Below are 19,473 nucleotides of genomic sequence, written 5' to 3'. Positions count from 1 at the left end.
CTGGGGGCCCAAGGCGGCAGGGCCGCGCGAGGACCAAATAAGAGGACCCCCCGCTGGGTGGGTGGGTGGGTGGGATTGGAAGGCGGGAGGGGAGGGCTAAACCCCAAAAGGACTCTTCGCTTAGGCTACCCCCTCCCAGCGGGAAAGGCAAGAGGCGCCAGGTGAGCGCGCGGGGGAGCTTCGTCCCCAACGCGCGAAACGGGAGGGGTTTATGCCCCAAGAAGGATTTGAAGGGAAGTGCTATAAAGAACAGCCGGAAGGAATCAGCGAGCGGGGCCGGGCCTTCCTCGAGGCCCTGGCCCGAAGGAAGCGGGCGAGGGGCGAGGAGCTCCCGCCCCTCTACCTGAAGCTCCTGGAGGGGGCCGCGCCCGCCCCGGAGCGCCGCGAGCCCCCGCCCGAGGAGGCGCCGCCTCCCCTGGAAGACCTCGGGCGGGACCTCCGCCCCACCCGGGAGGAGCTTTCCGCCTCCCCGCCCACGCCCGAGATGAAGCGGGACGCCTGGAACCTCGCCGACCGCCTCCTGGAGGAGGGAGAGCGGCGCCAGACCCTCCCCGACCTCTCTCCGAGGGAGCGGAAGGTGTACCGGACCCTCCTCGCCCTGGGCCTCGAGGTCCTGGCCCGGAGGCTGGGCCCGGGGAGGCCCCTGCCCAAGAACCTGTCCCAGGTCTCCCTCTTCGCCGTGAACGACGCCCTGGCCGTGGCCCTGGGGATTCCCCCGGCCTCCCTCTACCGGGTCCTGGCCTCCCTGGAGGCCAAGGGGCTCATCCGCCGGAGGGCCTGGCAAACCCCCGCCACCCTCCGGGGCCGGACGGGGGTTTACGCCGCCGGGACCCTCTACGCCGTGCGCCTGCCCCACCGGGAGCGCCGCCCCCGCCTGGACCTGGAGGACCTCCGCCACCCTTGGCGGGACCTGGAGGAGGACGCCCGCCGGGGACGCACCGCCTGGAGCCTGAGAGAGTCATATACAAGTCCTCCTGAGGAGGACTCGCGGGTCTTGGAGCTTTTGCTTGGTTTCTCGTTATCCCCTGGCGAAGCCGAAAACCCGTTAGCTTTAGACTCTCTCACCGCCCTCCTGCGGGCCCGGCCCGCCGAGCGCCGGACCCTGGTGGAGGCCCTCGCCCTCTCCCTCGCCCGGGAGTTCCGGGATCCCGGGAGCCTCCGCTTCTACGCCTGGGTCCTCTGGAACGCCCTCCGGGCCGAGCTCTACGGCCTGATGGAGGGGGCCCTCGAGGCCGTGGCCTGGGCGATCCGGCGGGCGCGGGAGGCCATGGCCAAGGCCCTCTACGGCCAAAGGGGCGAGAGGGTCCGGCGCCCCGGCGCCCTCCTCGCCCACCTCCTCGCCGAGCGGGGCCTCCTCGCCCTCTTCCGCCAGACCCCCCAGTGGCGGGTGGCCTAGCCCCTCACCCCCTCAGCACCCGCTTGTACCAGACCTTGAGGGCCTCGAGGTCCCACGCCACCACCGCCCGGCTCCCGTCGGGGTAGAGGCGCACCTCGTGGCGCCTCGGGAACTCGGGGAGGAGGCGCTCCACCTTGGGCCACCACGCCCCCAGGGCCTCCGGCCTCAGCACCAGGAAGTAGGGCCCCTCCCCCACCAGGCCCATCACCTGCCCCTTGGGGAGGGGCGGGGGCAGGCCCAGGTCCTTCGGGGCCTCCTCCTCTTCCGGGGCCCGCCACACCCGCACCGGGTCCCTCCTCGGCCCCTTCCTGGGCGGGGGCGCCTCCCTCTTCCGGGGCTCCGGGGGGCTTTCAGGCTCGGGCGGGGCGGGCCTTCGGGCCTCCTCCTGGGACTCCTTTGGCTTCCGCCTCCCCTCCAGGTAGGGGTTCCGGTCCCCCTCTATGGGCTCGGGGAGGGGCCTCCCTCCCTTCCGGGCCAGGGCCCACTTCCCCAGGGGGAAGGCCCGCTCGGCGAGGAGCCTCCCCCCCCGCAGGGCCCCCTCAAAGCGGTAGGCCTTCTTGGGCTCCAGGAAGGCGGTGAAGCCCCGGGCCCGGACCAGGGTGAGCCGGAAGGCCTCCCCGCTTTTGGGCTGGACGAGGACCACGAACCTCCGCCCGTCGGCGTGGAGGAGGAGGCCGTGGACCACGAGCTCCGGCCCCTCCAGGGGGCGCTTGAGCTTGGTGGCTGCCTGGGCCAGGACGAGCCTCCCCTCCCCGTCCGTCCTGGGCCAGAGGGCGAAGACCCCCTCCCCCCGGTGCTCCTCGGGCTGGCTGAGGGCGTACCCCGCCACCTCCACCCGGCACCCCCGGGGAAGGCGGGGGCTGGAGAAGCCCTCCTCCCCCAGGCTCCCCTCCAGGAAGAGGGTGGCCTGGTGGGGGATGTGGGGCCCGCGCCTCTCCTTGGTGGCCTCTTGCGCCTCCTCCACCCTCCCTCCTAGAGGCCGAAGCGCCTGAGCACCTCCCGGGCCCGGTCCACCACGCTCTTCCCCGCCCCCTCGGGCCTCTCCTCCTCCAGGGAGCGGAGGAAGGCCAGGAGGCTCTCCCTGGTGATGCGGGGGGACCTCGGGGCCGGATACACCCGCTTGAGCTTTCCCGCCTCCAAAAGCCGGAACAGCGTGCTCCGGGAAACCGAGAGCACCTCCCGAGCCTCCTTGTAGGTGAAGAGAAGCTTGTTGCCCAAAGGGTCCTTGGCCTCTGGAGCCCCTTCCCGCATGCCTCCATGGTACGGGATGGAGCGGACCCTTGGGGGTTTATCTGGGACTTCCAGACATCCGAACTTCGGAAGTCTGTGAGTCTGGAAGTCCATAAGTTTGTCGCAAACTTCCGTCTTTTGTCGCAACCCTCTTCCGGCCGCCCCGGCCCCTCGCGTGTCCCTTTCCTTAGGGTTTTCGCCCTTCGGGACGGCGTTCCCTAGCGGTCGGGGCCTACCTCGGGCACTTCGCCAAAGTGAGGTTTTGCGAATGCTATACTCCGGTAAAGCGGGGGTGGGGGGCCTCGAGGGCACCCCAGCTCCCCGCCCCGGAAGGAGGTGCCCGTGTCCCAGATCCCCGACCCCCACGCCGAGCTCTTCGCCCGCTTCAAGCGCTACCTGGAGATGGAGGAGGGCCGCTCCCCCCGCACCGCCCGGGAGTACCTCATGGACTGCGGCCTCTTCTCCCGCTGGTTCCGGGAGCGCCACGGCAGGCCCCCCCGCTGGGAGGAGGTGGGGAGCCAGCACATCCGCGCCTTCCTGGCCTCCCGCGAGGTGAGCCCCCAGCGGGTGGGGAGGGTCCTGGCCTCCCTGAGGAAGCTCTTCCGCTACCTGGCCGAGGTGGAGGGCCTCCCCATCCTCAAGGACCCCACCGAGGGGGTCAAGCGGCCCAAGCTCCCCCGCAGGCTCCCCGTCTACCTCACCCCGCCCGAGGTGGCCCGCCTCCTTCAGGCGGCCTACCAGAACCGCTCCCCCAAGGCGGCCCTCCGGGACTGGGCCCTCCTCGCCTTCCTCTACGGCACGGGCCTCCGCCTCTCCGAGGCCCTGGCCCTCACCTACGCCGACCTCACCTACCAGGACGGCATCCCCCACGCCCTCCGGGTCAAGGGGAAGGGGGACAAGGAGCGGGTGGTGGTCCTCTCCCCCACGGCCCAGCGGGCCCTGCACCAGTGGCTCAAGCACCGGAACCTCAAGGGCCACCCCACGAGCCCCTACATCTGGAGCCACACCTCGGGGCCCAACCGGGGGAAGCCCTTCTCCGCCCGGGCGGTGGAGGCCATGGTGAAGCGGGTGGCGAGGCGGGCCGGGCTCAAGGACTGGCACCGCATCACCCCCCACAAGCTCCGGCACTCCTACGCCAGCGCCCTGGTGGAGGCGGGGCGGGGGATTGACGAGGTGAAGGAGCTCCTGGGCCACAGCTCCATCAGCACCACCCAGGTCTACGTGCACGTCTCCCGCAAGCGCCTGGAGGAGGCCGCCCGGGCGCTGCCGGACGTTGTGTCCCCTAGTTTAGACTGAGCAGATCTTTTGAAAGAAGAGGCATTTTTCTTGCAAGGGGCATCTCTCACAGTGCGGGTTTGGCCTGCAGATAAGGCCTGCTAAGTCCATCACGGCCCAGTTTAATTCCCGGCCTTTTCCAGGCGGAATGAGCTGGGCCGCGAACTTCCAAAGCTCTGGATCCATATGGGCTCTTGAACGCGGTGAGCGAACACCAAAATATCTTGATATGAGTCTGATAAAATTCCTGTCTAAACCCGGGAGCGCTTCGCCTCTGCAAACCGCTAAGACCATGTTCTGCACGTAGGGCCCTACTCCCGGAAGGCCTTTTAGGCGGTCTGCTGTTAGATCCTCTGCCTTGATCTCGCTTCCAAAGCGCTCGCACAGCTTTTCTCCGAGGAGCTTAAGAAGGCGGGCCCTCTCGCGGTACATGCCCAAGGGGTGAAGAAGCTTTTCCAGAGCATCTTCTGCGGCTTTTGATAGCTTGCAGGGGTTGGGATATAGGGCTGTGAGTTGCTGAAAGACAGATGAAGCTTGTTGCGCGGTGGTTTTTCTTAATAGAATTTCAGAAATTATGACCTGGTATGGTGTGCAGTTGCTTCTCCAGGGGAAGCTTCTTTTGTTCTTCTCCCACCAGGAGAGGAGAGCTTCCTGAAAGAATGCGATTTGGGCGCTGAGTGAGCTTTCCCGTTTAAGAGGTAAGCTCTGCTTCTCTAACATCTTCAAGGATGCTTTGCATCACCTCTGCAATCTTTAGAGAAAGAAGGGGAGGCACAGCTTCGCCAATCTGAGACCGAACCTTTGACGTTTTTCCTTCAAACCAGAATGTGTCGGGAAAGCTTTGAAGCCTTGCACGCTCACGATTGGTGAGCCTGCTTCTGCTTCTTCGGTAGTGGTAGCCCCAGGTTCCTCCGCCTCCGTGAGCCACCACTGTGTAGGCAGGGAGGAGCGGGTGGAGCCTCCTGTATATGAGGCTGAATCCCCGCCCCTCTACTTCATGCTCCGTGCCGCGGACGGCTTTGTGGTTTTCCCCAGGGGGAATCTGCTTCATGCGGGCGAGCACAGCTTCCTGCTCCCGGGGAGGGGTGTGAGATCCGTCTGGAAAAGCATCTGAAGGCGCAGAGGTTAGAGATCTCCCCTTCCACCCTAAAAGTCGGATTACAGCTTCATGCTCCTCAATAGCTTGGTCAAATAGAGGATCGTTTGGCTTGCCCTTATGGAGACGGAGATAGTCGCTTACAGGATCGTCTCCTGAGAAGAGACCGCTGTACTCTGAGACAATTTCGCGGTAGATCTCTCTAAGCTCAGGCAGGATGGTGCCTTCTAAAGCCTCTAGGGCTGTAAGGGGGTACTTTCTGAGTGCGGGAGATCCAGCCAAAGCTTCTTTGATTGCCAAGATATGGTCCATCCGCACCGGGAGGTCCTCACGGAATCCGATAATCAAAAGCCGCTTGCGCCGCTGGGGGACGCCGTGCCAGGATGCATCCACTACGTCTGAAAAGACAATCTGGTAGGAGGGTATATCTCCTCTATTGGCTTCGCTGATAAGGTCCTCAGGAGGGGGAGGCGTCTGGTGGGGCTTTGCTTCATACTGCCTCCTCCACTGCTCGGGTAGGCGGTGCAGGTTAGTGAAGTCTTCGAGGATTGTGCTTATATCCTTGCCGGAGTTGGAGGAGAGAAGGCCGGGTACGTTTTCAAATACAAATGCTAGGGGTTTGAGAACTGCCAGGTACCGGGCAAAGTGCAAGTAGAGCTTGCCCCTAAGGGTTTGGGTTCCTCCTCGCTCCTGATCCACACCCCTCATGATGGAGAAGTCTTGGCAGGGCGGGCCTCCTAGCAGGACAGCCGGAGGAGGTATGGGAGCTTCTAGCTTTGACTGGGAAACATCCCCGACCGAGTAATAGCCTGCCTTAAGCAGGGGACCTTTTGAGATAGGTATTCCGAAGTTTCTGCTGAAAGTTTCGGCCGCATCAAGCTTTTTATCTATGCCAATTACAGTGTTGAAGCCTAGGCTTCGGAAGCCCCAGTCAAGTCCTCCCGCGCCGGTAAAGAGGCTTACTGTGCGCATTCAGCCCCCCCTTCAGGAGCAGAGAGAAGTTCTGCTATGTGGCTGAGATTCCTCAGCAGATCTGTGCTGCACAGCGCATGCCGGCTGTTGGAGAATTTTCCTATTGGATAAAACTCAACCGGCAGATTGTGTTTACCTTGGGGGAGGGAACCGCGAAAGGTGATTTGGTTTGCTTGCACGCTACCAGATGAAATTGTACCAACTCCGCTGTAGACAGTGATTTTTGTGCGGGCTTTTTGGGCGTTGTGCCTGTAAGCTTCAAAGGTTTGGCTGAGCTGATCCTTCTCCTTCCAGCCAGCTATAAAGGCTAAAAAAAGAACGTTTTCCTTCTTCATCCTTTCTACTTCTTTCTTAGCTCTTTCGAGCGCCTCGTCTTCGTTGCGAAAAACAAGCTCGCCTTCAGCAAGACCGCCCTCTTGATAGGCGGTTAAAACTTGCTCAAACGCCCCTATGCTTGCTAGAAAGTTGAAAAGCGTATCGGCGTTAGTCCCGACTTTAACCAGGACGTAAATGTCGCTGTGCTTATCTTGAGTGTAGGGTACATCTAGCCAGCGCCCATTGAGCTTCGTAGTCTTGATGCTGATTCTTTTTGGCGGTTTTATTAATTTTCCCTCTATGATGACTTCAACTACGTCAGTTCTTAGGGCGACCTCAAGCTCTTCTTCGCTGGCGTCTAAAATAGGGATGATCCTCCCAGACGTGGCTGAACTCATAAACTTCTGGAAGGCAATTTCACCGAGGATGCCTTGAATCGCATCTCCCCAGAGTTGCCCGAAGCCGCGTTGCCTTGACGATCCGTAGTCTGTTCGGGCAAAGCGGTGGGCAAACGAAAGAGCTACTACAGCCGCTCGAAGGTAGTCTTTTTTCGTTAAGAGGGTAGCGTTTGTTTCGACCTTATTCCAGAAGTTAGCGATGGCAACATCAGGATCTTTGCCGGAAGTAAGCTCGCTCCTTGCAAGATCCAGGGCTTGCAACAGAAGATCATCTAGATGCTCGTCGCATCTGATGCCTGCCTTCTCGGCCAGAAGAGTGAGCGCCTTTTTCCCTAGGTTTTTCCAGATTATCTCAGTATCGTCTTTTATTAAGTCTGCTAAGCTTTTCATGTCTGGCCGCCCTCCTCTGTGTATCTGCCTAGCATCTCGGCAACTTCTCTGTAGGAGGACTTGAGGAGTTTGTCTACAGCTAGCCTTATCAGGGTGTTCTCCGTGATCCTTTCCCCCTTCCCCTTCCTCTCCCGGTTCAGCCTCCGGGCCAGGGCGGTGAGGGCGTCCAGCTGGTCGGGGCGGAGCCTGCACTCCTTGCGCACGTAGGTGAGGTAGGGGGGGAGGGGGCGCTCCCCTCGCCCTTCCCCTTCCGGCGAGGCCTGGGCGGGAGGGGCCTCCCCGGGCTTCTCCTCGGGGGGGGTGGGGGCCTCCTCCATGACCCCCGCCTCGGGAGGGGCTTCCCTCAGGACCCCCGCCTCCTCCCGCACGAGCTCCGCCAGGCGCCGCCGCTTCACGCCTCCCTCCTCTCCGGGAGCAGGGAGAGCTCCCGCGAAAGCTCCTCCGCCACCCGGCGGTAGTCCGCCTCCGCCTCCCGGGCGTTCGGGCCCCGCCAGCGGGTGATGGGCTTGCCGTCCAGGGCCGCCCTTTCGTGGGCCTTGTAGGCCCGCACGAAGGCGTGGAAGGCGGGCACCCCGGCCTCCATGAGGGCGGTCTGGGCCTCGAGGGCCTCCCCCAGGCTCCTCGGGTCCACCCGGGTGAGGAGGACCCGGTGGGCCACCCCCAAGGGGCGGACGGCCCGCCGCACCGTCTCCACCAGGGCCTCGAGGTCCAGGGGGGCGGGGGGCGTGGGGAGGACGGCGTAGTCCGAGGCCTTCAGGACCGCCTCCAGGGCCTCGGAGCGGAGGGCGGGGGGCGTGTCCACCACCACCGCCCCGTAGCCCTTCACCCGCCTCAGGCGGAGGAGGAGGGCGGGGTCCGTCTCCTGGGCCAGGTCAAAGGGCATCTCCCCCCGGCCCGCCCACCAGGAGGCCGAGCCCTGGGGGTCGGCGTCCACCAGGAGGACGGGGGCCTCCTCGGCCAGGATGGCGGCCAGGTTGACGGCGGTGGTGGTCTTCCCCACCCCGCCCTTGCCGTTCACCACGGCCACCACCCTCACCTCAGCACCTCCTTCAGGGCCTCCTCCAGGCGCTCCTCGCCGCCCAGAAGCCGCACCCCCTCCTCCCAGGGCACCCGCCAGAGCCGCCCGGCCTTCTGCCCCCGCACCTGGCCCTCCCGGAGCCAGCGCCGCACCGTCTCCGGGTCCACCCGGAGCGCCCGGGCGAGCTCCTCGGGGGTGAGGAAGAGGGGTTTGCCCACGGGAGGCATGCTAACCAAATAACCCGTGGAAGGCAAGAGGGGGCGCCCTCGAGCCCGGCTCCCCGCGCCGGGATCCCCGGGCCCACGGGCTTTAAGACCCGCCGACTTCCGGAGTCTGTAACTGCCAGACTTCCGAACTTACAGACTCTGTAACTCCGAAAGTTACAGACTTCCAGATTTACAGACTCCGGAACTAACATACTTCCAGACTTCCAAACTTACAGACTCTGTAAGTCTGGTAGTCTGTAAGTATGTTCGTGGGCCGGAAGGAGGAGGGGCGGGCGGTCCTGCTCTCGGTGCGGGCGGGGAGGGGGGTGGTCCTCTCCGCCCCGCCGGGGTACGGGAAGACGGCCCTCCTGAGGGAGCTCCTGCCCGCCCTCGAGGCCTGGGCCCCCGTGGTGTGGGTGGACCGGGTGGCCCCCTTCGGGACCTTCCTGAAGGACCTCTTCCGGGGCCTCTGGGACGCCGGGGTGCCCGTGGAGGGGGTGGGGCGGGGGAAGGACTTTGAGGCCGACCTCCGGGCCTGGGGCAGGCGCCACCCCGGCAACGAGGAGAAGGCCCGGAGCCTGCTGAAGGCCCTCAAGCGCCCCGAGGGGGTGAACCCCATCACCCTGGTGGTGGACGACGCCACGGGCCTCACCCCCAGCGTGGTCCCCTGGCTGGTGGCCTTCGCCGAGGCCGCCACCCTGGTCCTCGCCGTCCACCCGGAGACCCTGAGGAAGGCGGGCACCAAGCGGCTCTGGATGCGCCTGGACCGGGTGGACCTCCCGCCCCTCTCCCCCAAGGAGACCCGGGAGCTGGCCCGGGCCCTGGTGGAGCGCTACGGGGTGGTGACCGAGGACCTCGAGGCCTACCTCAACCGGGTGGTGAGCCTCTCCGCCGGGGTGCCGGGGGAGGTGGAGCGGCTGGTGCGGTATGTGAGCGCCGAGGCCATCGTGCGCAACCGGGATGTGGGCACGGGCTACGCCGAGGGCCTGGCCCGGCGGGAGGAGCGGGGCATCGCCCTGGCCCCCGTCCTCCTGGTGGCGGGGGGCGCGGCTATCGCCGCCCGCTACCTGGGCCTCGCCCGGGGGGAGATGGACCTGTATGTGGCGGGGGGCCTCGGGGTGGCGGCCTTCGTGGTCCTCTCGCCCTGGCTCAGAAAGGCGGTGGTGGCGCGGTGAGGACGGAGATGGAGGAGTTCCTGAGGCTTCTGGAGGAGGCCTCCGTGGTGCGGACGGACGGCACCGGGCAGTACTACCTCCTCCGGCACCCGGAGCACGGGTGGAGGCTCTACCAGCGGGGCATAGAGGCCGCCTTCCTCCTGGCCGAGGGGGAGGCCGCCCTCTACTGGGCCCCGGAGTTCCGGGTGCCCCTCCCGGAGGTGGCGTGATGGCGTGCCCCATGTGCGGCGGCAGGGGGCGCATCCTGGTGCGCCTCCCCGGAGGCGAGGAGGTGGAAACGGCCTGCCTGGAGTGCCTGGAGCGGGAATGGGAGTGGGAGGATGAGGACCCCGAGAAGCGGCTGGAGGACCTGCTTGAGAGCGGGGAAGCTTTTTAGCCTCGCCCTCTGCCTCGCCCTGGCTCCCGCCCTGGCCCAGGGCCTCACCCGGGAGGAGGCCCGCCTCCTGGACCGCCTGGCCGAGGAGGCCCTGAAGGCGGACCCCGCCTACCTCCGGGCCCTGGCCGACCTCGAGGCCGCCCGCGCCTCCCTCGGAATACTCGGGGCGCTCTCCGCCGAGGCGGGGGCCTCCCTGGCCGGGGAGTACGGGCAGGTGAGCCCCGGCTACCGCCTCTCCCTCTCCCTGAACCTGGCCGAGCTCTTCCGGGACAAAGGCCCCGCCCTGCGGGCCCTCGAGGCCCAGGCGGAGGCCGCCCGGCGGGAGGCCAGGGTGCGGGTGGCGGGGGCCTTCTTCCGGTGGCTTGCCGCCCGGGAGGCGGCCCGGGCCGCCGCCGACGGGGTGGAGGCGAGGGAGGCGGAGCTTATGGCCCTCCAGGCCCGGGCCAGGGTGGGGGCCGCCGCCCCCCACGAGGTGCTGGCCGCCGCCGAGAGGCTCTCCCAGGCCCGCCTCGCCCTCTACCGGGCCAACCTGGACCTGGCCCTTGCCCTGGAGGACCTGGCCCGGGCCGTGGGCCTGCCCCTGGAGGCCCTGAGGGCCCTTTTAAGGCCCCTGGAGGGGGAGGGGGGCGCCATGGGTACCCCCCAGGCCCCCAAGGGGCCTTAAAAGGCTTTTGGGAGGGAAAGGTGCGGTTTTTGGGAATCGCTCTCCTTTTTGTTCTCTCCGCCTGCGAGGCCCCGGTGGCCGAGCACCGGGAGGAGGTGCCCCTCCGCCTCTTCCGCTGGGAGGGGGAGAGCCCCCGGGTGGAGGTCCTCCCCGGCGAGCCCCTCCGGGTGGAGGTCCGGCTCTACCGGGTGGGGCGGGAGCTCTCCGCCCACCTCCGGACCGAGGGGGGGCTTCCCGCCGAGGGGGACCTGGCCCTGGTCCTGGAGGGGCCGGGGGGCGAGCGGGCGGGGGAGGCCTTCGGCTCGGGGCGCCTTCTCCAGGCCCGGGCCCTCCTCCCCGCCCCGGCCTGCGCCTTCTGGCTGGTGAGCCTCTCCCCCGACCCCTTCCAAGAGGAGGCGCTGGAGGCGCGGGGCTACGAGGCCTCGGGGAGGCTCTGCGAGGGGAAGAGGTGAGGGTGGACGAGCTGGACCACCTGCGCCGGAGGGTGGCGGAGCTGGAGGCCGAGCGGCAGAAGCTCATCGCCCGCCTCGCCTACCTCGAGGCCCTCGCCCGCCCGGGGGCCCGGGGCGGGGTCCTCTCCCGGGAGCGGGCCCTGGAGCTCCACGCCCTCCTCTCCGCCGTCTGGCTGGACCTGAACGAGCTCCACCCCGCCCGGGTGCCGGAGCTGGACCGGGCCCTGAGGCTTTTGGAGGAGGCCCTGAGGGGATGACCGCCGGGACGCACCTCGCCGGGGCGGCCCTCACCGCCGGGATCCTGAGGGGGTTCGGCCTCGAGGTGGGCCTCCCGGAGGGCCTGGCCCTGGCCTGGGGCTCGGTGATGCCCGACCTGGACACCACCACCTCCGGCCCGGGCAAGTTCGTCCGCCCCCTTTCCTCCTTCCTGGAGCGGCGCTTCGGCCACCGCACCCTCACCCACTCCCTGCCCTTCCTCCTCCTCCTGGCCCTCCTCCTCCACCCCCTCTGGCGGGCGAACCCCCCGGTGTACTGGTCCTTCCTGGCGGGCTACCTCTCCCACCTCCTCCTGGACACCCTCAATGTGAACGGGGTGCCCCTTCTCTGGCCGTGGCGGGTGCAGTTCTGGATGTTCGCCGCCCGGGAGTGGCGGATCCGCTACGCCTCCCCCCAGGAGGCCACCCTGGCCCTCTTCCTGGCCCTCTCCGCCTTCGCCCTCTGGCCCCTCTCGGGGCAGGGCTTCGCCTCCGCCTTCCGCCACCTGGTGGGCACCCCGGAGGTGGCCGTGCTGGACTACCTGGACTGGCGGGACCGCTGGGAGGTGTGGGCCGAGGTGAGGGGCTTCAACCGGGAGACCCAGGAGCCCGTGGAGGGGCGCTTCCTGGTGGTGGAGGCCCTGGGGCGGGAGGGCTTCCTGGTGGAGGACGAGCTGGGCCGCACCCTGGCCGTGAGCCGGGACGGGCAGGTGGTGGCCTACCGGGCGCGGATGCACCGGGGCAGGCCCCAGGTCCTCAAGGAGTGGCGGCTGGACCTCTCGGGGAGGCTCCTCGCCGACCTCCTTCAGGCCCTCCCCCGCTCCGCCCGGCGGGTGTGGATCACCGGGGAGGCCCGCCCCGCCACCGCCCCGCCCCCCCTGGTCCCCCCCGTGGGCACCCACCCCCGGGTGGAGGCCTCGGAGAGCCCGCCCCACCTCCGCTTCCACGCCGCCCGCCCCGAGGACCTGGCCCCCCTCTCCGGCCTCTACCTCCGGGCGGGGAGCGCCGTGGTGCGGGCCAGTTTCGCCCCGGGGGAGGAGGCCTCCCTGGAGCTCCCCGCCCTCCCCGCCCTGCCCACCCTCCACCCCCTGGTCTTCTCCCTCCCCTCCCTCTCGGGCCTCCTGGTGAGGCCGGGGGACCGGGTGGAGGAGGGGGAGCCCATCGCCCGGCGGGTGGACGAGGGGCCCCTGAGGGACCTCGAGGACCAGGCCCAGGCCAGAGCGGAGGAGGCGGCCCGCCTCGAGGGCGAGCTCGCCCGGGCCGAGGAGCGGTGCCGGGCGGAGCGGGAGGCCCTGAGGGGGGAGCTGTCCCGCCTCGAGGACGAGGTGGGCCGCCTGCGCTACCTGGTGGCCCAGGGGGCGGAGGCCCCCCTGCGCCTCGCCGAGGCGGAGGCCCGCCTGGAGGAGGCCAGGGCCCGCCAGACCCGCCTGGCCCTGGACTGCGCCGGGGAGAAGGCCCGCCTGGAGGAGGCCATCCGGGAGGCCCGCCTGGCCCGGGCCCGCCTCCTGCGCCGGAAGGAGCGGACCGCCGAGGCCCAGCTCGTGCGCTCCCCCGTGGCGGGCCGGGTGGTGGAGGTGAAGGTGCGGGACCTGAGGCCGGGGGAGGTGGTGGTGGAGGTGGTGGTGGCGGGAGAGCGGGGACCTCAGGAGAGGTAGCCTAGTGAGCTCGTCTTAGGAGAGCCCTTCTCGTCAAGCTCCATCTTGAAGAAGTGCCTCTCTATCGCTTGCGGGTTTCCACCGTAGCGGGCCTCCACTAAGATCACGAGGGAGATTCCGGAAGGGTTTTCCCTAGAAGACCGCAGTTGCCATTTGGTTTGCCATGAGTACGTTCCCCCAGGTGCCAGACCTACCTCCTCGCTAAGCAACGGGGTTGTGATTTGATAGCCCTCCTTTCCATCGGCGTTTTCTGAGGCGGCAATCCCGACTTTGTAAACTAGGCAACCGTATCTTCCGAGGTTTGTAAGCGAGAAATTGTGGTTGAAAAAGAAAAAATTGACCGGATTGGGGGAGTCTTCCTTCACGGTGGAATCCAGCTTTCCTCGGGCCTCGAGGTGAATCAGGCCCATGCGCTCAGCCTTGGCCATCTCCTCTTGAAGCCTGGCTAGAGTTTTTGAAATCTCCGTTTGTTTCTGCGCTATCCTGGTCTGCCGATCGGCAAAGCGACTAAGCACCCAAGTGAAAATTGCCGTCGCCAAAGTCCCTATCGCCACTATTGCGTTCCAGTCCATGTGAATCACTTTCCCTCGCACCCCACCCCGTCCCCGTCCCGGTCAAAGCGGTGCGGGTCCGGGGGAAGGACCTTGAAGCCCCGGAAGGGGATGTCCTTGCAGTCCAGGTCCGGGGGCGGCGGGGGAATGCACACCGTGGGGTAGGCCGGGTCGCACCCCTTCCGGCTTTCCGTGCCTGGGGCGGGGTTTTGATGCCTCAAGGTAGCTCCGCTGACCGAGGCCCCCCCTCCCCAGATCCCGAGCCCCTTCGCCCTGGCCTCCCGGGCGGCCTGGAGGTAGAGCGAGGCGTAGCGCACATTGGGGGGCACGGTGTAGGGCTCGGCCCACCCCGCCCGCACCAGCTCCAGGTTCACCTGGAGGAAGCGCCGCCCCCCGTGGATCCAGTCCCCCCGGGGGTCCTCCAGGTAGAGGTAGGCCAGCACCCTCCGGTAGCGGTCCCGCTCCTGGACATCAAGCTCCACCCACACCCGCTTTCCCCCGACCAGGCGGGCGAGGAAGGCCTTGGCCTCGAGGCCCAGCCTCACCTCCTCGGGGCCCGAGGTGCGGCGGTTGTAGGTGCTCTCCGGGGCGTCCACCCCGATGAGGCGCACCGGGCCGAGGCCCGCTAGCTCCACCGTGTCCCCGTCCACCACCCGGAGGACGGCCACCGGGCCCTGGAGCCTGCCCTCCGGGGAGAGGGCGAGGACCGGGGCGAGGGAGACCCAGGGGAGGAGAAGGGCGAGCCCCGCCGGGGCCAGCTTCCGGATCATGGCTTTTGCCTCATCCCCCGCCCTCCAGCCACTCCTCGAGGGCCTTCCGGGGGACGATGTAGCGCCTCCCAATCCTTGCGGCCTTGAGGGACCCCGAGTAGACGGCCCTGTAGATGGTCTGCTTGCTCAGCCCGGTCAAATGGGCTACCTCGTGGATGCTGTAACCCATCCGGTTGCCCACTTGGGGCTCGGCCGGGAGGTGGGACTGAAGGGGCCCCGTCCCGGCGATCCTTTCCAGGGCCTTCACAGCGGCCTCGAGGCGCTCCAGAAGCTCTCTGAAGTCCGGGCTTGGGGTGACGCGGAGTTCCATGGTTCCTCAAGCATAGTCCGGGGATCCGGTTCGCCGCATCCTCCCCCACCCCTTCCCCCCACCCCCCTGCCCCCGCCCCCCTTCCCGTCGGCCTCACCCCGAAGGGGGGCGGGGGGATTTATCCCGCGCCGGGCGGGGCCTCATTGTGGGGCGCTCCGGCCCTACGGCAAGGCCAAGCCCTACGGGTGGGGCCCCTGCCCCAGCCTTGCCTCCGGGCCTCCGCGCCCCCTGGAGGCCCCTTGCGCCCGGCGCGGGAAAAGCGCGCGGGTGGTTGGAGGTGGTTCATGGTGTCCCTTCCCCTCTCCGGTGTGGTGGCCTTCGCGGGCTCCCGGCACGGCTCCCCCTGGCCCGTGGCCCCCGTGGTGGCCCTGGTCCTGGCCTCGGGGGGCGCGGTGCGGGTGGGGGACCAGCGGGGCGTGGACTGGGCCGTGCGCCAGGCCTGCCCCGGCGCCCAAGTGGTGCGGGCCTCCCTCTTCCCCGGCCCGCCCCGGGCCCGCCTCGCCCAGCGCACCCGGGCCGTGGTCCTGGGCCACCCCGCTCTGGGCCTCTCCCCGGCCTCCTGCCTTCTGGTCTTCCCGCCGGAGGGCGGGGCGCCCGCCCTGGGGCCCGGCTCCTCCCTGGCCCTGCGCCTGGCCCTCGAAGCCCGCCTCCCCGCCTGGGTGGCCGGGGAGCCCCGCCCCTCGGGTCCGGGGTGGGCGCCCCTCGCCCTGGCCGGGGTGCCGGGGTGGGTTTTGTACCCGATTCAGTCCAGCCTGTTTTAGCTCAGAAGGCTTGACAAGCGGCGTTTTGTGTCATATTATGATGACGGAAACGGAGGCCGGGACCCCGCCAAGAGCCAGGCCTCCGGGTTCCAAAGGAGGAAACCATGAAGCAGGTTAGCACGCAGGCAAAGGTTCTCACCAGGGAAGAGGCTATCTGGAGGGCCGCTTGGGCGCTGGTTCAGGCCCGGGAGAAGCTGGCCGAGCTCTACGGCTGGGCCCTCTCCGGGGGGGCCACCTCCTGGATCGCCCCCTTCCTCCTCGCCCGGGAGGTCCAGGAGGCCCTGGAGGAGGTGCGGGCTCTGGCCCTGGCCTTCGCGAACTTCCCCGCGGAAACCTCCTTTGACCAGTCCGTGGCCGCCTTCCTGGAGGAGGCCCGCCTCGAGGCCGCCCGCGTCCTGCGGGAGAGGGAGGCCGGCCAGCCCGAGCCCCGGCCCGCCGGGGAGGAGGAGGTGCCCTTCTAATGCGCGCCCTCGCCCTTCTTCTCGCCCTTCTCCTCCTCGCCTTCACCGCCCCCGCCTCGGCCCTCGGCCCCCAGGATCCCGGCCGGGTGTCCCCCCTCTCCGATGAGGTGAAGGGCCTCGGCCCCGGCACCAAGTAGCCCCGACGGGGGGCGGGCGGCCCCCGCCCCCCTCCCCAAAGGGAGGAAGCCGTGAGCGAGAACCTGACCCAGACCCAGACGGAAGAGCTTCGGGCCCGCGTGGAGGAGGCCCTGGAGGCCCTCAGGGACCGGGCCCGGGCCCTCATCGCCGCCATTGCCGCCCACGCCGAGGCCCGCCTGGCCCTCGAGGCGGCCCAGGACGACCTGGAGGACGCCCGCGCCCGGGCTATCCGGGAGGGCCTCGAGGGCAAGAACGAGACCCAGCGCCAGGCCGAGCTTCTGGAGAGGACCCGCGAGCAGGAGGAAGCCCTCCGGGGCGCCAGGAGTGTGTACCGGGTGGCCGAGGCCAACCTGGAGATGGCCCGGGTGGCCTGGGCCGTGGAGAAGGAGGCCCTCCGCGCCCTCACCGCCCTTCTGGGGGAGGCCCGGGCCTGAGGGAGGCCCCGGCCGCGCCTGCCCCCCGCGAGGGGGGGCGGCGGGCCGGGGCGCGCCCTTGCCCACCACCCGCCGCGGGCGCGGGGCTCCCCTCCGGCCCGGCGCTCGGCCCCCGGGCCGCCGCGCCGTGCACGCCGCCGCGGTCCAGCTGACGCTCGGCCCGGGGGCCGCCCTCGGGGGCTCGCTCCGCGCGCCGTGCACGCCGCCGCGCGGCAGCTTCGCCCCCTCGGGACGCGCCGGGCCCTGCCCGCCGTTAAGCTATGGGCGTGCCTAGGCGTCCTCTGTACCAGCCCGAGAGGTTCAAGGGCCTCCCCTGCTCCGCCCGGCTGGTCTGGTTCCACATCTGGGCCCTGGGGGAGGACGAGTACCCCGTGCGGGAGCTGGCCAGGGACCTGGAGATGAGCCCGGACGCCGCCGCCCGGGCCCTCAGGGTCCTGGTGGAGCGGGGCCTTCTGGAGGTGGTCCGCCCCCCCGCCGGGTCCAGGGCGGGGGTGTACCGGGTGGCGAGGTTAAGGAAAGATTGATAAAGCCCGTATTGAAGGCTTAGATGCTTGCTTAGGTTCCGCTTGAAAATTTATAGAGATCCATAATAGCATGGATTCATGCCGGTTATTTTCATAGACGAGTATGGTACCCCCAAGGCAAACAATCCCCAGTGGAACCCTAAGGACTTCTTTGCCCTCGTGGCCGTCTTCTTCCAAGAGGATGATTATAATGTGGCTGAGAAGGATTTTCTTCGGTTGAAGCGCACACACTTCTATTCAGAACGGGTGGTATCCCATGACCAAAAGATGAGAAAAGCTAGACACCCCTTCTATGGATTTAGAGATCCCTCCAGGATGAGTAGATTTTACCTTGATTTTGCCTCTTTGGCCCAGAAGTGGACGTATTCGGTAGTTTTGGTCATCATTGATAAGGTACTTACTTACGGGAATGTTTCTTCAAACCCATACCGTCCAGCCCTTCAATTTTTACTTGAACGCTTTGACATGACTCTCTCTTTGTCGGGCACCATAGATGTGATTATTGAATCCAGAGGAGAGGATTTTGACAGCCAACTGCGTTGTGTGTTTGCCCCGCAGAACTCAAGGCACAATTGCCGTATGCCATCAGCCATAGGCTACGCGTTGCGGGGCAATTATCTGCCCTTCTTCTTTAAAAAGGACGACCTCGTTGCGGGCTTGGAGATAGCGGACTTGCTGTTGGCGAGCGCTTGGCGAATAGAGTATAACCAAAATCTTTCCCAATTCGAAAGTAAACGAATTGGCCGCGGTTTGACCCCTCCAAGCGGAAGTGCGGGCGCATCTGCCCTGCAACCTGCTTCCGTGGAACCATTTGACAACGTTATATACGCCAATGCGGTGTACCCCAAATACCTAAGGGGGCCAGGCGGAACTTCCTACGGTCTCAAGCTCTTCCCTTGAAATTGGGAACATGAGTAAAAAGAAAAGCGGGGTTGGTCTGCCAACCCCTAGGCGGTTTCCGCCTTCGGCTAGTGTCCAGCCTCACCTACCAGCATAGGTGAGGTTTCCCCTTTTGTCAAGCGGGGGGCTTGCTTGTAAGCTGAAAATTAACTAATTACTTCCCACCGCCTCCTGCCGTCCAGCTCCAGCACCTCCTCCCGCCACAGCACCGCCTCCCGATCCGCCAGGAGGTCGCGGGCCCTCGAGGCCGTGGTGTGGAGCCTGCGCCGGGCCTCCTCCCCGTCCTCTTCCCAGAGCCTCCTGGCCGCCTCCCGCCAGGCCATGGGCCCCTCCCGGGCCAAGAGGGCGAGCAGGTCAAAGGCCCGGCCCGACCCCTCCAGCGGCACCTCCCGCCGCCCCACGAAGAGGCGCCTTTCCGAGAGGACCAGCCGCACCCCCGGCCTCTCCGGGGCCCGCCGGGTCCTGGGGGGCGCGAGCCCCTCCGCCTCCGCCAAGGCGAAGAGCTCCGGGAAGGAGAGGGCCTCCTCCATGAGGGGGTAGGGCCCGATGGCCAGGGCCTCCCGGAAGAGGGCGAGGGCCCCCTCCTCCTTCCCCTCCCGTCGGGAGAGCTCCGCCAGGGCCACCAGCACCCGGGCCCGGGCCGGGGCGTGGGTGTCCAGGAGCTCCAGGGCCTCCCCCGCCGCCCGCCTCGCCAGCCTCTTCCGCCCCAGGGCCAGGTGGCAGAGGGCCATCTCCGCCAGGGCCACCCCCCTCCGGGCCCCCTCCCCCGCGAGTTCAAGGGCCTCCTCCAGGAGCTCGCTTCCTTGGGCGGGCTTCCCCAGAAGCCGCAGGGTGGTGCCCAGGGCCCGCAGGGCCACCACCCGGTCGTCCGGGTCCAGCCTTCCCGCCACCGCCTGCTCGGCCCGGAAGAGGGCCTCCCTCAGCTCCCCCCTGGCCCGGTGGACGGAGGAGAGCAGGACCAGGACACGGCTCCGGAAGCTTCCCAGGGACTTGCCCCGGACCACGGCCAGGGCCTCCTCCCCCCGCCGCAGGGCCCAGCCCGTCCTGCCCCGGTGCAGGTGGGCCACCCCCAGGCCGTGGAGCGCCCAGGCCCGGCCCAGGTGGTCCTCCCGGGCGGTGAAGTGGTCCAGGGCCCGCCTCAGGGCCTCCTCCGCCTCCTCCCAGCGCCCGGCACGGAAGAGGAGGGCCCCCAGGTCCTGCCACACCCAGCCCGCCCGCTCCCGGGCCAGGGAGGCCGCCTTCCGCACCAGCAGGAGCCCCTTTTCGTCCCCCAGGTGCCAGCGGGCCCAGCCCTTCAGCCTCAGCCACTCGGGGTTCTCCGGCTGGGGATCCCGGTCCAGGGCCGCCTCGCCCTCCCGGTAGCGCCCGAGCTGGAGGAAGATGCGGACGGCCTCGAGGTCCACCCGCCCGTCGGGCCCCACCAGGGGGCGCCTTCTCCGGGGCCGATTTTGCCGATGAGCATCGGCACTTGCAGAGATTTTGAGGATTTGCCCCCCCTGCTCTGACATCCTTGCCCGGCATTATACGGGCTCGGGCACGGGGAAAAGGGCGCCTCAAAAATCAAGTGAACTCTATCACGCCTGTTGGTGTCCCGTTGGTGAGGGGTTTGCGCCCTCTGGGAGCCCGCGGAGGCGTGCCATATTGACCCGCCTCATTCGCCTTTGCTATGGGTGGGGGAATGCTTTTCGGGCTTCCCCCTCTCCTCTTTCCAGGGTTCCGGTATAATGCCCGGCAATGGAATGACCGGGCCCC

At 67.8% G+C, this 19,473-nt stretch carries 27 protein-coding genes; 15 read left to right on the top strand and 12 right to left on the bottom strand.

Annotated elements, in window-relative coordinates:
• The first annotated feature begins 211 nt into the window (after positions 1 to 211).
• A complete protein-coding gene (locus tag KQ693_RS12895) occupies positions 212 to 1,396 on the top strand; it encodes a helix-turn-helix domain-containing protein (RefSeq protein ID WP_267262412.1) in 1,185 nt (394 codons plus the stop codon).
• A gap of 4 nt (positions 1,397 to 1,400) precedes the next feature.
• Here KQ693_RS12895 and KQ693_RS12890 read toward each other — a convergent pair whose 3' ends face one another.
• Both KQ693_RS12890 and KQ693_RS12885 read right to left on the bottom strand, forming a co-directional pair.
• Positions 1,401 to 2,360, bottom strand: coding sequence for a hypothetical protein (locus KQ693_RS12890; protein WP_267262411.1), 960 nt, complete (start codon positions 2,358 to 2,360; stop codon positions 1,401 to 1,403).
• A gap of 8 nt (positions 2,361 to 2,368) precedes the next feature.
• Entirely contained in the window at positions 2,369 to 2,647 is a 279-nt protein-coding gene (locus tag KQ693_RS12885) for a helix-turn-helix transcriptional regulator (RefSeq protein ID WP_267262410.1), read from the bottom strand.
• A gap of 321 nt (positions 2,648 to 2,968) precedes the next feature.
• Here KQ693_RS12885 and KQ693_RS12880 point away from each other — a divergent pair, with 321 nt between their 5' ends.
• The gene (locus KQ693_RS12880) at positions 2,969 to 3,922 is read left to right on the top strand and encodes a tyrosine-type recombinase/integrase (protein WP_267262409.1); all 954 of its coding nucleotides are present in this window, start codon (positions 2,969 to 2,971) and stop codon (positions 3,920 to 3,922) included.
• Here the strand turns inward: KQ693_RS12880 and KQ693_RS12875 are convergent.
• From KQ693_RS12875 to KQ693_RS12850, 6 genes are read right to left on the bottom strand one after another with little or no spacing between them, the layout of a single operon-like run.
• Positions 3,914 to 4,621, bottom strand: coding sequence for an HhH-GPD family protein (locus KQ693_RS12875; protein WP_267262408.1), 708 nt, complete (start codon positions 4,619 to 4,621; stop codon positions 3,914 to 3,916). The genes KQ693_RS12880 and KQ693_RS12875 overlap by 9 nt on opposite strands.
• Positions 4,593 to 5,969 (bottom strand): DNA cytosine methyltransferase, encoded by a 1,377-nt coding sequence (locus tag KQ693_RS12870; RefSeq protein ID WP_267262407.1) that lies wholly within the window; start codon positions 5,967 to 5,969, stop codon positions 4,593 to 4,595. The genes KQ693_RS12875 and KQ693_RS12870 overlap by 29 nt, the downstream gene beginning before the upstream one ends.
• Complete coding sequence (locus tag KQ693_RS12865; RefSeq protein ID WP_267262406.1) at positions 5,957 to 7,072, bottom strand: hypothetical protein; 1,116 nt, start codon at positions 7,070 to 7,072, stop codon at positions 5,957 to 5,959. Before KQ693_RS12865 ends, KQ693_RS12870 begins: the two co-directional genes overlap by 13 nt.
• Positions 7,069 to 7,467 carry an ATPase gene (locus KQ693_RS12860; protein ID WP_267262405.1) on the bottom strand — a complete coding sequence of 133 codons (399 nt, stop codon included), beginning with the start codon at positions 7,465 to 7,467 and terminating at the stop codon, positions 7,069 to 7,071. Before KQ693_RS12860 ends, KQ693_RS12865 begins: the two co-directional genes overlap by 4 nt.
• On the bottom strand, positions 7,464 to 8,108 hold the full coding sequence (locus KQ693_RS12855; RefSeq protein ID WP_267262404.1) for a ParA family protein: 645 nt from the start codon (positions 8,106 to 8,108) through the stop codon (positions 7,464 to 7,466). The genes KQ693_RS12860 and KQ693_RS12855 overlap by 4 nt, the downstream gene beginning before the upstream one ends.
• A complete protein-coding gene (locus tag KQ693_RS12850) occupies positions 8,105 to 8,317 on the bottom strand; it encodes a helix-turn-helix domain-containing protein (protein ID WP_267262403.1) in 213 nt (70 codons plus the stop codon). The genes KQ693_RS12855 and KQ693_RS12850 overlap by 4 nt, the downstream gene beginning before the upstream one ends.
• A 242-nt stretch (positions 8,318 to 8,559) precedes the next feature.
• Between KQ693_RS12850 and KQ693_RS12845 the strand changes: the two genes are divergently transcribed.
• The 7 genes from KQ693_RS12845 to KQ693_RS12815 are packed head-to-tail and all read left to right on the top strand — an operon-like array spanning position 8,560 to position 12,872.
• The gene (locus KQ693_RS12845; RefSeq protein ID WP_267262402.1) at positions 8,560 to 9,471 is read left to right on the top strand and encodes an ATP-binding protein; all 912 of its coding nucleotides are present in this window, start codon (positions 8,560 to 8,562) and stop codon (positions 9,469 to 9,471) included.
• An 8-nt stretch (positions 9,472 to 9,479) separates the two neighbouring features.
• Positions 9,480 to 9,680 (top strand): hypothetical protein, encoded by a 201-nt coding sequence (locus KQ693_RS12840; protein ID WP_267262401.1) that lies wholly within the window; start codon positions 9,480 to 9,482, stop codon positions 9,678 to 9,680.
• Positions 9,680 to 9,847: a hypothetical protein gene (locus KQ693_RS12835; RefSeq protein WP_267262428.1), complete on the top strand. Its 168-nt coding sequence runs from the start codon at positions 9,680 to 9,682 to the stop codon at positions 9,845 to 9,847. The genes KQ693_RS12840 and KQ693_RS12835 overlap by 1 nt, the downstream gene beginning before the upstream one ends.
• Positions 9,825 to 10,511, top strand: a complete 687-nt coding sequence (locus KQ693_RS12830; protein ID WP_267262427.1) for a TolC family protein — start codon at positions 9,825 to 9,827, stop codon at positions 10,509 to 10,511. Before KQ693_RS12835 ends, KQ693_RS12830 begins: the two co-directional genes overlap by 23 nt.
• A gap of 20 nt (positions 10,512 to 10,531) precedes the next feature.
• Positions 10,532 to 10,963, top strand: coding sequence for a hypothetical protein (locus tag KQ693_RS12825; RefSeq protein WP_267262426.1), 432 nt, complete (start codon positions 10,532 to 10,534; stop codon positions 10,961 to 10,963).
• Positions 10,960 to 11,220, top strand: a complete 261-nt coding sequence (locus tag KQ693_RS12820) for a hypothetical protein (RefSeq protein WP_267262425.1) — start codon at positions 10,960 to 10,962, stop codon at positions 11,218 to 11,220. The genes KQ693_RS12825 and KQ693_RS12820 overlap by 4 nt, the downstream gene beginning before the upstream one ends.
• Positions 11,217 to 12,872 carry a metal-dependent hydrolase gene (locus KQ693_RS12815; protein ID WP_267262424.1) on the top strand — a complete coding sequence of 552 codons (1,656 nt, stop codon included), beginning with the start codon at positions 11,217 to 11,219 and terminating at the stop codon, positions 12,870 to 12,872. The genes KQ693_RS12820 and KQ693_RS12815 overlap by 4 nt, the downstream gene beginning before the upstream one ends.
• On the opposite strand, the gene KQ693_RS12810 is transcribed toward KQ693_RS12815, so the two are convergent.
• Genes KQ693_RS12810 through KQ693_RS12800 form a run of 3 tightly spaced genes read right to left on the bottom strand, consistent with a single transcriptional unit; the run spans position 12,860 to position 14,503 of the window.
• Positions 12,860 to 13,444, bottom strand: a complete 585-nt coding sequence (locus KQ693_RS12810) for a hypothetical protein (RefSeq protein WP_267262423.1) — start codon at positions 13,442 to 13,444, stop codon at positions 12,860 to 12,862. The two genes, KQ693_RS12815 and KQ693_RS12810, sit on opposite strands and share 13 nt — an antisense overlap.
• A 5-nt stretch (positions 13,445 to 13,449) precedes the next feature.
• Positions 13,450 to 14,193, bottom strand: a complete 744-nt coding sequence (locus KQ693_RS12805; protein WP_267262422.1) for a thermonuclease family protein — start codon at positions 14,191 to 14,193, stop codon at positions 13,450 to 13,452.
• Between the two features lie 10 nt (positions 14,194 to 14,203).
• Positions 14,204 to 14,503 carry a helix-turn-helix domain-containing protein gene (locus KQ693_RS12800; protein WP_267262421.1) on the bottom strand — a complete coding sequence of 100 codons (300 nt, stop codon included), beginning with the start codon at positions 14,501 to 14,503 and terminating at the stop codon, positions 14,204 to 14,206.
• Between the two features lie 284 nt (positions 14,504 to 14,787).
• On the opposite strand from KQ693_RS12800, the gene KQ693_RS12795 reads away from it, so the two are divergent.
• The 6 genes from KQ693_RS12795 to KQ693_RS12770 all read left to right on the top strand — a co-directional run bounded on the left by KQ693_RS12795 (position 14,788) and on the right by KQ693_RS12770 (position 17,721).
• Positions 14,788 to 15,264 carry a hypothetical protein gene (locus tag KQ693_RS12795; RefSeq protein ID WP_267262420.1) on the top strand — a complete coding sequence of 159 codons (477 nt, stop codon included), beginning with the start codon at positions 14,788 to 14,790 and terminating at the stop codon, positions 15,262 to 15,264.
• Positions 15,265 to 15,368: 104 nt separating this feature from the next.
• Complete coding sequence (locus KQ693_RS12790) at positions 15,369 to 15,725, top strand: hypothetical protein (RefSeq protein ID WP_267262419.1); 357 nt, start codon at positions 15,369 to 15,371, stop codon at positions 15,723 to 15,725.
• Positions 15,725 to 15,862, top strand: coding sequence for a hypothetical protein (locus KQ693_RS12785; protein ID WP_267262418.1), 138 nt, complete (start codon positions 15,725 to 15,727; stop codon positions 15,860 to 15,862). The genes KQ693_RS12790 and KQ693_RS12785 overlap by 1 nt, the downstream gene beginning before the upstream one ends.
• Before the next feature lie 51 nt (positions 15,863 to 15,913).
• Positions 15,914 to 16,297 carry a hypothetical protein gene (locus KQ693_RS12780; protein WP_267262416.1) on the top strand — a complete coding sequence of 128 codons (384 nt, stop codon included), beginning with the start codon at positions 15,914 to 15,916 and terminating at the stop codon, positions 16,295 to 16,297.
• 260 nt (positions 16,298 to 16,557) lie between these two features.
• Positions 16,558 to 16,821, top strand: a complete 264-nt coding sequence (locus tag KQ693_RS12775; protein WP_267262415.1) for a helix-turn-helix domain-containing protein — start codon at positions 16,558 to 16,560, stop codon at positions 16,819 to 16,821.
• Positions 16,822 to 16,899: 78 nt separating this feature from the next.
• Positions 16,900 to 17,721: a DUF3800 domain-containing protein gene (locus KQ693_RS12770; RefSeq protein ID WP_267262414.1), complete on the top strand. Its 822-nt coding sequence runs from the start codon at positions 16,900 to 16,902 to the stop codon at positions 17,719 to 17,721.
• Between the two features lie 146 nt (positions 17,722 to 17,867).
• Here KQ693_RS12770 and KQ693_RS12765 read toward each other — a convergent pair whose 3' ends face one another.
• The gene (locus tag KQ693_RS12765; RefSeq protein ID WP_267262413.1) at positions 17,868 to 19,142 is read right to left on the bottom strand and encodes a tetratricopeptide repeat protein; all 1,275 of its coding nucleotides are present in this window, start codon (positions 19,140 to 19,142) and stop codon (positions 17,868 to 17,870) included.
• Positions 19,143 to 19,473: the final 331 nt, after the last annotated feature.

It is taken from the genome of Thermus brevis (assembly GCF_026427635.1).
GTDB classification, from domain to species: domain Bacteria; phylum Deinococcota; class Deinococci; order Deinococcales; family Thermaceae; genus Thermus; species Thermus antranikianii.
Note: the sequence above shows the minus strand (reverse complement) of the source record. Positions and strands in the feature narration are given on the sequence as shown.